At 43.2% G+C, this 16,114-nt stretch carries 8 protein-coding genes; 5 read left to right on the top strand and 3 right to left on the bottom strand.

What is annotated here, in order from left to right; genetic code table 11:
- Nucleotides 1-35: 35 nt before the first annotated feature.
- From miaE to BCY91_RS01860, 3 genes are all read right to left on the bottom strand, one after another.
- Complete coding sequence (miaE, locus tag BCY91_RS01870) at nt 36-644, bottom strand: tRNA-(ms[2]io[6]A)-hydroxylase (RefSeq protein ID WP_182995279.1); 609 nt, start codon at nt 642-644, stop codon at nt 36-38.
- A gap of 199 nt (nt 645-843) precedes the next feature.
- Nucleotides 844-2,133, bottom strand: a complete 1,290-nt coding sequence (locus BCY91_RS01865) for an HAD-IB family phosphatase (protein WP_120180302.1) — start codon at nt 2,131-2,133, stop codon at nt 844-846.
- Between the two features lie 62 nt (nt 2,134-2,195).
- A complete protein-coding gene (locus BCY91_RS01860; protein ID WP_120180301.1) occupies nt 2,196-3,170 on the bottom strand; it encodes an SDR family NAD(P)-dependent oxidoreductase in 975 nt (324 codons plus the stop codon).
- Nucleotides 3,171-3,321: 151 nt separating this feature from the next.
- Here BCY91_RS01860 and BCY91_RS01855 point away from each other — a divergent pair, with 151 nt between their 5' ends.
- The 5 genes from BCY91_RS01855 to sov all read left to right on the top strand — a co-directional run bounded on the left by BCY91_RS01855 (nt 3,322) and on the right by sov (nt 15,947).
- Nucleotides 3,322-4,503: a formimidoylglutamase gene (locus BCY91_RS01855; RefSeq protein ID WP_120180300.1), complete on the top strand. Its 1,182-nt coding sequence runs from the start codon at nt 3,322-3,324 to the stop codon at nt 4,501-4,503.
- Between the two features lie 38 nt (nt 4,504-4,541).
- Entirely contained in the window at nt 4,542-5,657 is a 1,116-nt protein-coding gene (locus BCY91_RS01850) for a TlpA disulfide reductase family protein (RefSeq protein WP_120180299.1), read from the top strand.
- A gap of 351 nt (nt 5,658-6,008) precedes the next feature.
- The gene (locus BCY91_RS01845; RefSeq protein WP_120180298.1) at nt 6,009-8,279 is read left to right on the top strand and encodes an NADP-dependent malic enzyme; all 2,271 of its coding nucleotides are present in this window, start codon (nt 6,009-6,011) and stop codon (nt 8,277-8,279) included.
- Nucleotides 8,280-8,299: 20 nt separating this feature from the next.
- On the top strand, nt 8,300-8,884 hold the full coding sequence (ruvA, locus tag BCY91_RS01840) for a Holliday junction branch migration protein RuvA (RefSeq protein WP_120180297.1): 585 nt from the start codon (nt 8,300-8,302) through the stop codon (nt 8,882-8,884).
- A 25-nt stretch (nt 8,885-8,909) separates the two neighbouring features.
- Nucleotides 8,910-15,947, top strand: coding sequence for a T9SS outer membrane translocon Sov/SprA (gene sov, locus BCY91_RS01835; RefSeq protein ID WP_245988976.1), 7,038 nt, complete (start codon nt 8,910-8,912; stop codon nt 15,945-15,947).
- Nucleotides 15,948-16,114: the final 167 nt, after the last annotated feature.

The following is a 16,114-nucleotide window of genomic DNA, read 5'->3' as shown; positions in this document are numbered from 1 at the left end:
CAAAACAGAAAAAACCTTTCGGCTTTTGATTCGGCTTAGCCATGTATGGTTTCGCTTTTTCCGTAGTTTTTAATCACTTCGCCTTCGTAAGCCAACCACTGCTCCCAGCGTTTGTCTACCTCAATGCCTACACCATATTTGCGCGCCAAGCCAATAAAAAGGGTGTAATGTGTGGCTTCAGAAATCATCAATTCGTTGTAAAAAGCAGCCAGTTCCTTATCCTCTACGTGCTCAGAAAGCACTTTAAAGCGTTCGCAGCTACGGGCTTCAATCATCGCGGCAAGCAAAAGCCTGTCCACCATGTTTTCGGTACGTTTGGCTTCGCCGCCGCCTTTTTTTAGAAATTTAATCAGTTCGTTCACGTAGTTGTCTTTGCGCTCTAAACCTAATTTATACCCGCGGGCGATAATAATATCGTGCACGCGCTTAAAGTGGTCCATTTCTTCTTTCACCAGTTCGGCCATTTCCGAAACCAGTTCTGGTATCTGCGGATTTTGGATAATTAATGTGATGGCGTTGCTGGCCGCTTTTTGCTCGCAATAAGCATGGTCTGTCAGTATTTCTTCAATATTGCTCTCTACAACGTTTTTCACCCAGAACGGGTCGGTAGGCAGTTGTAGCTTAAACATGGTTTTCTCGCTCATGGTAATCTATTTGAAATGGTTAAGCTAGTCTAACCAAAGTGGTTCGTTTTGCCAGTCTTCCTTAAAACCATTGTTAACGCTTCTTTAAGGTACATCGCAATTGTTTGGGGAGCTTATAAAACAAAAGACACGCCCTGGGACGCTGTTCTTATGGGTAGCGTGGCGTGTACTGTTAATGCAAAGATAAGTAATAATTTTATTAATACAGCACCCTAAATTTAATGGTGTCCTCAATCTTCTTCAGCTCTTTAAGCAAAGCTTTATCGTAACTGGTATCGGTATCTGTAATCACATAGCCAATTTGGTTGTTGGTCATCAAAAACTGTCCTAAAATATTAATCTGATGCTTGGCCAGCACTTTTGTTATTTTAGACATAATGCCCGGCACGTTCTTGTGGATGTGGATTAAACGGTACGAACCGGCAATTTTTGGCAACTGCAAATTAGGAAAGTTGGTGCTTCTAAACGTGGTTCCGGTATTAATAAAATCGGCCATGCGTTTGGCAATTAAAGTTTTGTTGCTTGGTGCCTTTAAGCTATCAAAAACTACCATGCCCATTTGGGTGCAAATATCTAAATTGATTTTATCTTTTGCATTGCCCAAGTAACCTAAGGTTTTCAGCTTTACCGCACGGCTCAGCTTTTCATCTGGGATAGTTTCTCCATCAGCCAACAGCAACATACCCACGTCTTTCACATACTTTTCTTCAAAAGTGGTTTTATGGCGGATAGAAAATCCATCTTTTTTCAGATAGTCGATGCTTTCTTGCGGAATATCGCCCACCAGTAAACATAAAATGCGGTTTTTAGGGTACGATATGCTCTGCGGCAAATTGCTTACGTACAAAAACTCGTCAAAACTTGGCGCCACATGATCCGCTTTGGCGGCCACCGTTTTACGCTCAATGTTTTCTGTGTACGCAAAAAATTTCTTGATCATGCCCGATTCTTTCAGCTGAAAATCGGAATGGCCATCGCCAATACCGTAAATTTCGCCTTTCAGAGGCATTTGCTTTAACAGCTTTACCTTACCGTTTTCTTGCGACAGTGGGTTTTCGGTATCGTAACCGATGATATTTCCATCTACATCAAACACAAAGGTGTTGGCATAAATGTTCTTTTTCTTGATGTGGAACGGACTAACAACCGGTGTAATAAATTCTTTGAAACCGCCAGAGACAATTAGTACCTGATCCGCGTGTTTTTTAAAAAAGTTTCTATTGCGTTGAAACGATGAAGAAACTTTCTTTTTAAGGTGTTTCACCAACAAATCCAGATGGGTTTTATTGGCATTCAGTAGTTTTACCCGGCCGGCCAAACTTTCTGTAAAAGAGAGCTTGCCTTCCATGGCCATATTTGTTAAATCTTCAATTTGCTGATAAATCAGCTCTCTATCCGGATGGTTTTTTAAAGATATACGGGCTAGCTCGTCCAGCGCTTCTACCTGCGTAAAAGTGCTATCAAAATCTATGATAAAATATGGTTTCAAAGCAATAGTTTTTAGATTGCGAAAGTGCAAAAATGATTTTTAAAATGCTAAAATTTCTGATTTTAAGCAGATTTTATACCGTTTGCCGTTTTGGTAATGCTTTCGTTTAGCGGGATAAAGCGGTAGTTCAATTCGGCTTTTATTTTGCTGTTATCATACAAACTTTGCGTTTGCGATGCTTTAACAACAGTTTTGTTTAAGCCCAAATCTTTACCTAAAAACAGCTTGGCAAAAGCAGAAAAGCGCCACGCTAAATGTAACATCCAAGGTTTTATTAAGCGGGACGGCGCCGGCAAGTTATAGGCTTTAGCAATGCTGGCAAAAAGCTTCTGGTACGATATATTTTCGGCATTAAGGATGTAACGTTCACGGCTGGCGCTGCTGTGCATCAACAAAATCATACAACGGGCAACGTCTTCTACATCTACCAAACCGGTAGCGCCCGCGGTATAAAAGCTGATGCCGTTTTTTACCGTTTGGAACAGTGCGCCACTACCTTGTGTACCCGCATCTGCACCTATAATTACAGAGGGGTTTACAATTACGGCGTTTAAGCCTTCGTGCATACCGCGCCAAACTTCCATCTCTGCCCGATATTTAGATACCGCGTAGGCGTCTTTAATTTCAAAACCTTCCCAAAAACTTTTCTCGGTAATGGCTGCGCCGTTTTCTCCGTTGCCTAAAGCCGCAATAGAGCTTACGTGAACCAGTTTTTGTACGCCAAACTGCAAACAGAGGTTTACTACGTTTGCTGTGCCTTCGGCGTTTACGGCCAGCATCTGGGCTTTTAGTTTCTCATCAAAAGAAACCAAAGCGGCGCAATGGTACACTTGGTTAACGCCATCAAAAGCATCTTCTAAATCAGAGAAATCTAAAATATCAGCTTCCACCCACTCAATACGCTCGGAAAAAGCTTGCAGTTTTTTAGGAATTGCGGATGTTTTCCGTTTTAAGCAACGCACATGGCTTTCTGTTGCCAAAAGCTGCTTCACCAGCTCGGCGCCTAAAAATCCGCTTGCTCCTGTAACTAAAATCATCTGCTAAACCGCCCGATGCCACTAAAGCATCGCGCAAGCAAAGTTAAAATTTATTTATGCCCCGCGCCATAAATGTTAAAACAGCTACTTTCCCAAAAAAATTAGAGCAATTGGCATAAAAACAAGATATTTGAAATCATTCAGTTCAAATATGTCTTTAGCCGATTTCTTTTCGCCTGTCCAAACATCAAATTTTACGCCTAAAAACGGTTACATCAGCTCGCAACTGGGTACGCATATTTCTGTTTTTGAGGATGATTTTCCGGATATAGATAACGGCGATTTTAATTTGGCTTTGATAGGCGTGCAAGAAGAGCGTGGAGCGGTGAACAACGAGGGCTGCGCTTTGGCGCCAGATTATATCCGCGAAAAACTGTATAGCTTAAACGAAGGCACTTTTAAAAGCAAAATTGCCGATTTGGGCAATATCAAGGCAGGCGAAAAACTTTCTGACACTTACATTGCGCTAAAAATGGTGGTAGCCGAGCTGGTGAAGAAAAATATCTGCCCCATTGTTATCGGCGGAAGCCAAGACCTCACCTACGCGCAATATATGGCCTATGAAGAGCTGGAACAAAAGGTGGATTTGTTGGTGATAGATTCGCATTTTGATTTGGATGAAACGGCGGAAGATACCATCGGCACCAATTCGGTATCGTACCTGAACAAGATTTTTTTGCACCAGCCTAATTACCTTTTCAACTTTAGCAATTTGGGCTACCAAACCTATTTTGTAAGCCAAGATACTTTGCGCGTAATGGATAAGCTGTTTTTTGATGCACAGCGTTTGGGCGAAATTAGCGGTGCGGTTTACGTTGCCGAGCCGGCCATCCGCAGTGCGGATATGATCAGTTTTGATGTTTCCAGCATCCGCGCATCAGACGCTATGGGGAATGCCAATGCCGGCCCTAACGGTTTTTATGGCGAAGAAGCCTGCCAAATGTGTCGTTATGCCGGCTACAGCGATAAATTAAGCTCGATAGGTTTCTTTGAAATGAACCCGGCATACGACCAAAACGGTCAAACGGCCATGTTGGTGGCGCAAATGATCTGGTGCTTTATAGACGGTTATTACAGCCGTAAAAAGGATTTTCCGCTGAACCCAAAATCCGATTATGTGATTTACCGCACCAGCCTAAAAGAGGATGCGCACGAGCTTATATTTGTGAAAAGTAAAAAAACCGATAGATGGTGGATGCAGGTGCCTTACCCTACAATGGGATCTAAAAATGAGCGTTACCATATGGTGCCGTGCTTATATGAAGATTATCAGCTGGCCATATCGGGCGAAATGCCCGATCTTTGGTGGCGTACCTACCATAAACTGAATTAATTTTAAAAACGGGATTTGCATCCCAAAAACAAACAATAATGCAAAAAATTTTATTAGGCCTGCTTTTGTTGCCTCTCTTATCTACTGCGCAAAATAAATTCACTTTAAAAGGCGAAATCAGCGGTTTAAAGAACGATAAAAAGATATATCTGGTCCATGTGGAAGGCCGTAGCGAAAAGCTCGACTCGGCAACAACGGCAAAAGGTAAATTCGAGTTTAATATCGATTTAAACGCGCCGTCCATAGCCATTTTATTGCTGGACCATAGCGGCAACGATTTAAATACCCGCGGAACGGCAAAGGATATTTACCGCTTTTTTATTGAGCCGGGCAATGCCACTTTAACCGCAAAAGATTCTATCGCAAAAGCAAATGTTAAAGGTTTGGATGTGGCCGATGATTACGCTACTTTAAACAAAATTACAAAAACCACCGAGGATGAGCTGATTGCGCTGAACCAAGAGTTTGGCAATTTATCTGATACCGAACGCGCTAAAGAGGCGGTGGTTCAAAAATTTCAAGACCGTTACGAGGCTTTGCTAGAAAAACGCAGAACGCAGATTGCTGATTTTATAACTAAAAATCCGAAGAGTTACGTCAGCTTGTTTGTGCTAAACAATGATTTGGCAACGGAGGAAATGGACGTTCCGCAGGTGGAAAAAGCTTACGATGCTTTGGATGCGTCTTTAAAAGAATTGCCTTTGGCGAAAGTGGTATCGCAAAAGTTAGAGCTTGGGCGCAAAACCGGCTTAGGTGCCAGCGCGGCAGATTTTGAAGAAGCTACCGCAGAAAATATAAAGGTTAAACTTTCGAGCTTTAGAGGGCAGTATGTGTTGCTGGATTTTTGGGCTTCATGGTGCGGTCCCTGCCGACAAGAAAACCCGAACGTGGTAGAGGCTTACGAAAAATATAAAGACAAAAATTTTACGGTTTTAGGCGTTTCCATAGATTCTAATGCAGATAAATGGACCGCTGCTGTAAAACACGATGGTTTGGTATGGACAAACCTTTTGGACCGCACACAAAAGATTGCAATGGATTATGGCATTAACGCCATCCCAAAAAACTTTTTGATAGATCCCCAAGGAAAAATTATCGCTAAAAACCTGCGCGGCCCGGCGCTTTTAGAAAAATTGAAAGAGGTGTTGAAGTGATACTTTTGAGAAGTAAATTTTGAATGACTGAATTTTGAATGATTGAATACCTTATTCACACCTTCATTCATTCACTCCTTCTATCATTAATGGTTTTGAATGAGTGAGTACGACAGCGCGCGCTAGTTTTATCTAAGATAGTAGCACCCTTGTCTCAAATCTCACGTCTCAAATCTCATATCTAAGCTACGTCTTTATACTTACTTCCTATCCCTTGTTCTCTTATGCCTTAGCCCTAAGTAAAAAATAGTTGTCAAGCTAAAACACCTTCTTTCATTTTATCAACGGCATTTCCCGTCAAAAAAGACCTAAAGAATTGTATTTTTACCTAACACCTCCTAAATTAAAGCCATGAGTAAAGCAAGAAGAAAGCAAGATGCGTTGGACTACCATGCTGACGGCCGTCCCGGTAAAATAGAAGTTATCCCTACAAAACCAACTGCCTCGCAAGGCGATTTAACCTTGGCCTACTCGCCGGGCGTGGCAGAGCCCTGTTTAAAAATAGCCGAGAATACCGAAGACGTTTATAAATACACGGCAAAAGGCAATTTGGTGGCTGTAATTAGTAACGGAACGGCGGTTTTAGGGTTAGGGAACATTGGCCCCGAGGCCGGAAAGCCCGTAATGGAAGGCAAAGGTTTACTGTTTAAAATTTTTGCGGATATAGATGTGTTTGATTTAGAATTGGACGTAACCAATGTAGACGATTTTGTGCGCACCGTTAAAGCCCTCGAACCCACTTTTGGCGGTGTAAACCTGGAGGATATTAAAGCGCCGGAATGTTTTGAGATTGAGCGGCGTTTAAAAGCCGAAATGAAAATTCCGGTAATGCACGATGATCAGCACGGTACAGCTATCATATCTGCCGCTGCTTTGTTAAACGCCTGTGAACTACAAAACAAAAAGATTGAAGACCTGCAAATTGTAGTAAGTGGTGCCGGCGCGGCCGCTATTTCTTGCACCCGCTTATACATTGCCTTAGGTGCAAAAAAAGAAAAGGTGGTTATGCTGGACCGTAGCGGTGTTATCCGCAAAAACCGGGAAAAACTGGACGAAATAAAGGCGGAGTTTGCTACCGACAGGCCCATTAATACTTTAGAAGAGGCAGTTAAAGATGCCGATGTTTTTATCGGTTTATCTTCTGCCGATATTTTATCTGCGAAAGCACTAAAGTCTATGGCGAAAAATCCGATTGTATTTGCCATGGCTAACCCCAACCCCGAAATAGACTATGAGCTGGCCGTTAAAACCCGTAAAGATGTAATTATGGCCACCGGCCGTTCTGATTATCCTAACCAAGTGAACAACGTGCTGGGTTTTCCTTATATTTTTAGGGGAGCGCTAGATGTACGCGCCACTACCATCAACGAAGAAATGAAACTGGCAGCAGTGCGCGCTATTGCCGCTTTGGCCAAAGAAACTGTGCCCGAAGCCATAAATGTGGCCTATAATGCTAAAAACCTCAGATACGGCAGAGATTACATCATCCCAAAACCAATGGATAGCCGACTGATTACAACAGTAGCGCCGGCGGTGGCAAAAGCAGCTATAAACTCTGGCGTGGCACGTGCCGAGATTAAAGATTGGGATGCCTATGCGCAAGCTTTGAAAAAACGTTTAGGTATGGATGACGCACTCATGCGCGGCATTGCAGAGAAAGCAACATCGGCACCTAAAAGGGTGATTTTTGCGGAGGCCGATAATTACAAAATATTAAAAGCCGCGCAGATTGTAAAAGACGATGGCATCGCAATTCCTATTCTGCTGGGCAATAAAAAAGCCATCAACACCATTATTGCCGAGCATGAGCTGGGTTTAGACGGGGTTACCATTATTGATCCGATGGAAGAACCTGAAATGCTGGAGAAATTTGCGCAAAACCTGTATAAAAAACGCCAACGCAGAGGCATCAGCCTTTATGAAGCGCGAAAAGCCATGCGTGATAGAAATTATTTTGGGGCGTCAATGGTGGAGTTTGGCGACGGTGATGCATTAATATCTGGCCTAACCAAAAATTACGCAAGCACCGTAAAACCGGCTTTACAAATTATAGGCACAGAGGAAGGTGTTAACCGGGTTGCAGGCATGTACCTCATGCTCACCAAAAAAGGCCCAATTTTTTGCGCTGATACCACCATCAACGTTAACCCAACTGTTAGCGAGTTGGTAGATATTACTTTGCTGGTGAACGAATCTGTAAAACGTTTTAACATTAACCCGCGCATTGCACTTTTATCTTATTCCAACTTTGGCTCAAACAAAGGCGAAATACCCGAAAAAACGCGCGAAGCGGTTAAAATTTTGCACCAAAAACATCCAAAAGTGACTGTGGACGGCGAGATGCAAGCCAACTTTGCCTTGAACCAATCATTGCTGAATGATAACTTCCCTTTTTCGAAGTTAAAATCGGCGCCGGCTAATACTTTAGTTTTTCCTACCTTAGAGGCCGGAAATATTGCCTATAAACTACTGCAGGAAATTGGTGGCGCAGAAGCAGTTGGCCCTATATTATTGGGCATGAACAAATCTGTACATGTATTGCAACTGGATAGCTCGGTGCGCGAGATTGTAAACATGATAACCATTGCAGTGGTAGATGCGCAAGCTAAACAAAACAGCTAACACCTCTTAGATTTATTTAGATGTACGAATACATTGACGGTAAACTGGCCTTTAAATGCCCTACTTATGTGGTTATTGAGGCCGGCGGAATTGGTTACCATATCCATATCTCGTTAAACACCTACAGCGCGCTTAAAGACCAAGAGCGCTGTAAACTATATGTTTGGCTTTCGGTAAAAGAAGACTCGCACACGCTTTTTGGCTTTGCCGATGAAGGCGAACGCCGTTTGTTTTTGCACCTGATTTCTGTAAACGGGATAGGGCCAAATACCGGGCGCATGATGCTTTCGTCTATATCGCCAACAGAGATAGAGCAAGCAATTATCCAAGGTGACATTAACCAAATTAAGCGGATAAAAGGTATTGGGCCAAAATCTGCCCAGCGTTTAATTGTGGAGCTGCAAGATAAATTGAAGAAAAACGGCTCGGGAACATTAATTTCTGTGCCTCAAAATAATACTTCTAAAGATGAAGCGTTAAGTGCTTTGGTGATGTTGGGCTTTGCCAAAAATGCTGCAGAAAAAGCAGTGGACGGCGCCGTAAAATCATCAGCCGAAGTGCTTTCTGTTGAAAGCATTATTAAAATTGCTCTGAAAACATTATAATCATATACGCCAAAACCTTACCAGCTTGAAAATTAATTTTACTAAGCTATTTATTATAGCTGGGTTGTGCTTAACCACAGGTGTTGTTGCGCAGGCTCAAAACCTGCCTGCCGACTCTTTAAGGTTGCGCTACCCGGTTAAAGATGATTACGTTACACCTTTCTCTGGCAAAAGCGGCCTGTTTTTACAACATCCGCAAGCCGTCAAAAAAACGGTAGAGTATGACCCAAAAACACAAAAGTATATTGTAAAAGAAACTTTAGGCGGTAAGCTCATTAAAGCGCCACAATACCTCACTTTTAAAGAATACCAAGCTTTAGAAGAACAAAACATCATTAATGCTTACTGGAAAACTTTGGTAAGTACCAGCAAAGCGCCAGAAAAAGAAGGTTTTATACCCGAAGTTAAGGTGCAAAGCAAAGCTTTTGAACGGATTTTTGGAGGCAACACCATCAACATCCAGCCGCGCGGATCGGCAGATTTAACTTTTAGCGGGCGATTAAACCGCAACGAAAACCCACTTTTTAACGAGCGCCAACGTCGCCAAGGCAACTTTGATTTTGACCAGCGGATACAAATGAACTTGGTGGGCAACATCGGCGAAAAGCTAAAAATTAACACCAATTACAATACAGAAGCCCAGTTTGATTTTGAAAACCAGATTAAGTTGGAATACACCGGAGATAAAGATGAAATTATCCAAAAAATTGAGGCCGGTATTGTAAACTTTCCGCTTAATACCACTTTAATTAGCGGGAGCCAAGCCTTGTTTGGGGTAAAAACGCAGTTGCAGTTTGGCCGCTTAGGGGTTACCACCATGTTCTCGCAACAAAAATCGCAATCAAAAGAAATCAACATCACCAACGGGGCGCAACAAAACGAATTTAGGCTAAGCACAGACAATTACGAGGCTAACAAACATTACTTTTTGGCGCAGTACTTCCGCAATAATTACAACCGTGCGCTGGCCAATTTGCCCATCATCTCCTCTAACATCAACATCACCAAAATTGAGGTTTGGGTAACCAACAAAAGCAACAGCACTACAGACTCGCGCGATGTTTTGGCTTTTATGGATTTGGGCGAAAACCAGCCCTACAACACTACGCTTTTCCAAGGTGGCGCGGGTTTTTCTGCTTTGCCGGCAGGCTTTAGCGGGCCCGGTTTTACGCAACAATCCAACAATTTATTACAACAAATTCCGGCAACGGCAAGGCAAACCAACGCAAATGATATAGACAATTATTTTCAAGGAAACGGCGCTTTAGACAATTACAACAAACTCACTTATGCGCGCAAACTTACCGACCGCGAGTACGCCTTAAACCCGCAACTGGGTTACATATCTTTAAACAATGCGCTTAACGCCGATGAAATTTTGGCTGTGGCCTATCGCTATAGCGTAAACGGTGTGGAGTACCAAGTAGGCGAGTTTTCTACCGATGTGCAGGTACAGCCAGAAAACCCGCAGGTGCTGTACACCAAATTGCTAAAAAACGAAACCACCAAAACCAACCTGCCTATTTGGGATTTGATGATGAAAAACATCTATTCTTTAGGCGCTTACCAAATTAGCCCGACAGATTTTAAGCTGAATATTTTTAGGTTGGATGATAAAGCGGGGATAGAAAAACCGCTGATTACCGAAGGCGAAAACCTAAACGGTAAATTATGGTTGCAGGTAACCAACCTGGACCGCTTGAACCAACAGGGCGCTAAAGAACCCGACGGTTACTTCGATTTTTTAGAAGGTTTAACCATTGATTCGCAAAACGGCCGTATTATTTTCCCCACTATTGAGCCATTTGGTAAAGATTTAGCGTCGCAGTTTAATGCTACAACAGAACAGGCTTTAGTAGATAAATACGTTTACCAACCGCTTTACGATTCTACCAAAACCATTGCGCAACAGCTTTATCCGGGCTTAAACCGCTACGTGATCAAAGGAACTTACCAATCGCAAGTAAGTTCAGAATTTCAGCTTAACGCCATTAACGTGCCCGAGGGCTCTGTGGTGGTAACCGCCGGAACCCTAAAACTTACCGAAGGCGCAGATTATACCGTTGATTACAACATTGGCCGGGTTAAAATTTTGAACGACGCGCTTTTAAACTCGGGCCAGCCCATAAAAATCAAGTTAGAAAGTAACGAGCTATTCGGCATCCAACAGAAATCGTTATTTGGTACCCGCTTGGATTACCGCGTAAATGATAACTTCAACGTAGGCGCTACTTTCATGAATTTGAAAGAAACACCGTTAACGCAAAAAATCAATTTCGGCGAAGAGTCTATCTCTAACAGCATTTACGGCTTCGATTTAAATTACAGCACCAACTCGCGCTTTTTAACGCGCATGGTAGATAAGTTGCCTTTCCTATCCACCAAAGAGACCTCTTCCATCACCTTCAACGGCGAGTTTGCCAAATTTAATCCGGGCCACCCTAAAGCTTTGGACTTTGCCGGCAACAGTGGCGGAACCAGTTATTTAGACGATTTTGAAGGCAGCCGTTCTGTTATCGATTTAAAGAGTTCTCAGGTTTGGCAAATCTCGGGCACGCCGCAGCTTTTTCCAGAATCGGCGCTAAGCAACGATTTGGCTTACGGCTTTAATCGCGCTAAGCTGGCTTTTTACAATATCGACCCTATTTTTTACAGCCGAAGCAGCCAGTTTACGCCTTCAAATATCCGCAATAACAAAACAGAGCTATCCAACCATTACGTGCGCGAGGTGTTAGAAACCGAGGTTTTCCCTTACAAACAGGTGGCAACCGGAACGTTACTGAGCCTCTCCACGCTCAACTTGGCCTATTACCCTATGTTGCGCGGCCCTTATAACTTCACTACTACGGGCTTAAATACGAATGGTACGCTAGGCAACCCGCGAAGCCGCTGGGGCGGGATATTCCGTAAAATAGAAACCAATGATTTTGAAGCCCTCAACATCGAGTTTATCGAGTTTTGGGTGCTAGACCCTTACATTTATAAACCAAATTCTGCCGGTGGCGATTTATATTTCAACATTGGCAACATATCCGAAGATATTTTAAAAGACGGACGAAAAAGTTTAGAGAACGGCTTACCGGCAGATGGCGACCCAGACAAAACCGATGAGACCGTTTGGGGGCGTGTACCAAAATTGCAACCCGTAATTCAGGCTTTTGATAACGACCCGGCGGCGCGTAAAATGCAAGATGTGGGTTTGGATGGTTTAAACAGCGAGGCCGAGCAGGTGAAATACCAAGCTATTGTAAACCAAGTTACGTCAATGTTGGATCCACAGGCGGCAAACCGTTTCCGTAACGACCCTTCTTCGGATGATTATGTTTATTACCGTGGCAACGAGCTGGACCAGCTAAATGCCGGAATTTTAAAGCGTTACGAGAATTACAACGGTAGCGAGGGCAACTCCAAAACATCGCAACAATCTTTAGATGCTACCGGGATAGAAAACTCTGCAGCAACATCATACCCTGACGGTGAAGACATTAACCGTGATAATAATTCGTCAAAAGCGGATGAGTATTTCCAATATAAAATTAGCATGCGCCCGCAAGATTTGGTGGTGGGCAAAGGCTTTGTAACCGATAAAGTAAGTGCCAACGTTACTTTGGCCAACGGCGAAAAACAGACCGTAAACTGGTATCAGATTAAAATCCCTATTGCTCAGTACCAAAGCAAGGTGGGCAATATCCAAGATTTTAAATCTATCCGCTTTATGCGCATGTTTATGACCGATTTTGCCGATACCACCGTGCTACGTTTTGCGCGTTTGCAACTGGTACGTGGCGAGTGGAGAAGGTTTAACGCCGAAAATACGCCTGCAAAAGTATTGGCAGACCCTTCATTGAACAACCCGGGTTTAGACAATTCTACCTTAGATGTTACCACCGTAAATTTGGACGAGAACGGAACACGCACACCAATTCCATACGTAATTCCGCCGGGCATCCCTACAGAAAAAGACATTTCTAACTTCCGCGGAGATACCCGCCAAAATGAGCAATCTTTGTCTGTGGTGGTAAAAAACCTGAGAGACGGCTACGCACGCGCCGCTTATAAAACCACGTTGAACGATGTGCGCTCGTACAAGCGTTTACAAATGTATATCCACACCGAGGGCGACCAACTGAAAGACGGGGATGTAAATGCTATTATTAGGATTGGAACCGATTATCAGGACAATTATTACGAATACGAAATCCCAACGAAAGTGACCAATCCGGGTTCAAAAGATCCGGAGCTGATTTGGCCACAAGAAAACCGTATTAATGTGGAGTTCCGTTTGTTTCAACTGGCAAAAACTGCGCGTAATAACGATATGAGCACCGGCCAGCCTTGGCCAATCAACGTACCTTACACTTATACAGACGGGGTTAACACCATTACGGTAAAAGGTCAGCCCGATTTGAGCAAGCTGCGCGTAATGATGCTTGGCGTAAGGAATCCCTTGAAAACCAATGCCTCTGTTAATGACGACGGTTTAGACAAAAGCGCCGAAGTGTGGTTTAATGAGTTGCGCTTAACAGATTTTGACGAGCGTGGCGGTTGGGCAGCCACAGCGCGCGTAAACGCGAAGCTGGCAGATTTTGGCGACGTTACTTTGGCAGCCAATAAAAGCACCATCGGTTTTGGTTCTTTAGAGCAAAGAATTAGCGAAATTAACCGTTCCGACGACCAATTTTTTGATGTTTCATCAAGCTTGGAGCTGGGCAAATTTTTTCCCGATAAATTCGGGCTTAAAATTCCGATGTTCATCAACTACTCTAGCCAGTTAAGCACGCCACAGTACGATCCGCGTAATCCGGATATTGAGCTTAAAAATGTGTTAGACAGAGTTTCTGGCGCTACCAAAGATTCTATTTTAAATTACGCGCAAGATTTTACGCAACGCCGCAGCATCAACTTTACCAATGTGCGTAAAATTAAAACCGACCCCAACGCTAAAAACCATTTGTGGGATGTAGAAAATTGGAGTTTAACCTACGCCTACACCGAGTATGGCCATCGAGATTTCATCAACAAAAACACCCAACAACGCACTTACCGCGGTGCTTTGGCTTATGACTTTAACAACCCGGCTAAATTTATCAGTCCGTTTAACAAAGCCATCAAATCAAAATATCTTAACTTAATTAAGGACTTTAATTTTAGCCTGTTGCCATCGGTGTTAAACTTTAGGATAGAGCTAAACCGCCTATATTCTGAGAACACTTTGCGCGATAACGACCCGAACAACTTTATCCCGATAAGGACAACCTTTAACAAAAACTTCCAAATTAACCGGTTGTATGGTGTAAGTTGGGATTTAACAAAATCGTTGAAACTGGATTTTAACGCCACCAACCTTTCTGTGGTAGACGAGCCCGAGGGTCGTATTACAGGTTTAAAACGCGATACGCTGTGGAACAACCTGAAGAAATTGGGCCGTACCACCAATTATAACCACACCATCAGCCTATCTTACACGGTACCTTTGCAAAAAATCCCGGGATTGGATTTTGTGAATCTAGTAACCCGCTACCAAACGCAGTTTAACTGGATTACCGAGCCTTTGCTTACGCTAAACGACCCGAGCATCGACTTTGGAAACAACATCCAAAACTCGCGCACCATACAGGTAAACCCAACGCTAAATATGAATTTGCTGTACAATAAATTTGGCGTGTTCCGCAGGCTAAACAACGCCGCAGATAGTACCGGCGGGGTGGGCAAAATATTGCTGAACGCACTAACCAGCATCAAAAATTTAAGCGGTTCTTACATCCGTAATGATGGTACTTTTTTACCGGGCTATTTACCGAAAACAGATGCCTTTGGATACGATTTTGACGCAAACGCGCCAGGCTTAGGTTTTATCTTGGGCTCGCAAGAAGACATCAGGTACCGCGCACTGGCTAACGGTTGGCTTACTCGGGACACCTTACAAAACCAGTTGTACGTAAACAGCTTAAACGAAAAACTGAATTTGCGGGGCACTATTGAGCCTTTCAGAGATTTTAGGTTAGAGCTTACCGCGTTTAAAAACAGCAGTAAAAACTTTACCACTAACTTTAGGTACAATAACGACACGCAGAGTTTCGAAAGCTTAAATCCTATCACCACCGGCGATTACAGCATTACTATGATTGCTTTGGGAAGTGCTTTTAAAGACAAAAATTCGGACAAAGCTTCTGTGGTATTCCAGCAATTTATGGCCAATCGCGGTGTTATCTCGCAACGCTTGGGTGCCGGAAACCCTAACAGCAGCGGAACTGGTGCTGACGGTTTTGCCGATGGTTACGGACGCGCATCGGAAGATGTAGTAATCCCAGCATTTTTGGCCGCCTATCGCGGTAAAGATGCCTCGGGAGTAAGCCTGAGCAAAACGCCAAAAATCCCTTTACCAAACTGGCGATTAACCTACAACGGCTTGGTAAAAATAGAAGCGATTAACAATCTTTTTTCGGCATTTGATTTATCGCACGGCTACAGCTCAACCTATAACGTTAACGGTTTTACCTCTTTAATCAGGTACGGCGAAACCAATGGCGCAGTAAGCGTGCGCGATGCGCAAGGCAACTTTTTGCCGTTTTACCAATTCTCGCAAGTGACGCTTTTTGAGCAGTTTGTGCCTTTGTTAGGTATAGATATGCGCATGAAAAACAACATGACGGCGAATGTAGAATACCGCAAATCGCGCTCTATGAGTTTAAGTTTGGCCAACAGTCAGCTAGCCTCGCAAAAAGATCAGGCTTTTGTCATTGGCTTTGGTTATCGCACTTCTGATTTTAGGTTCCCGTTTGGTTTGTTTAAAAGCGTAAACCTTAAAAACGATTTGAATTTTAAATTGGATATCGCTTTGCGCGATAACAAGACCGTTATTTACCGCGCTGATGTTGACGAGCCAGAAATATCCGGAGGTGCAAAAAACATCACCTTTAGGCCAAGTATAGATTATGTGCTAAACCAGCGCTTCAATTTAAGGTTGTTTTACGACTCGAACGTGACTAAACCTTACACCTCGCAATCGTTTACCACCGCTTTTACCAATTTTGGTATCAACTTAAGGTTTACGATTCAGTAGTAGAGAAAGAAGGTGGAATAATGGAATGGAGGAAGGTTGGAGTGCTGGAGATTGAGGAAGGGCGGAATAGTGAGAGGTTGGAACTTTTGGAGTATAAGGGGTCATTTAAAGCTGCTTGTCTTAAAGTTTTCGAAAGTTCACTTAGTGTCTAAGAATGGAGAAGAGTT

It is taken from the genome of Pelobium manganitolerans (assembly GCF_003609575.1).
GTDB classification, from domain to species: Bacteria; Bacteroidota; Bacteroidia; order Sphingobacteriales; family Sphingobacteriaceae; genus Pseudopedobacter; species Pseudopedobacter manganitolerans.
Note: the sequence above shows the minus strand (reverse complement) of the source record. Positions and strands in the feature narration are given on the sequence as shown.

Coding starts and splice junctions, on each gene's coding strand:
- miaE (WP_182995279.1), bottom strand. CDS start 644: ATGAGCGAGAAAACCATGTTTAAGCTACAACTGCCTACCGACCCGTTC.
- ruvA (WP_120180297.1), top strand. CDS start 8,300: ATGTACGAATACATTGACGGTAAACTGGCCTTTAAATGCCCTACTTAT.
- BCY91_RS01855 (WP_120180300.1), top strand. CDS start 3,322: ATGTCTTTAGCCGATTTCTTTTCGCCTGTCCAAACATCAAATTTTACG.
- BCY91_RS01850 (WP_120180299.1), top strand. CDS start 4,542: ATGCAAAAAATTTTATTAGGCCTGCTTTTGTTGCCTCTCTTATCTACT.
- BCY91_RS01860 (WP_120180301.1), bottom strand. CDS start 3,170: ATGATTTTAGTTACAGGAGCAAGCGGATTTTTAGGCGCCGAGCTGGTG.
- BCY91_RS01845 (WP_120180298.1), top strand. CDS start 6,009: ATGAGTAAAGCAAGAAGAAAGCAAGATGCGTTGGACTACCATGCTGAC.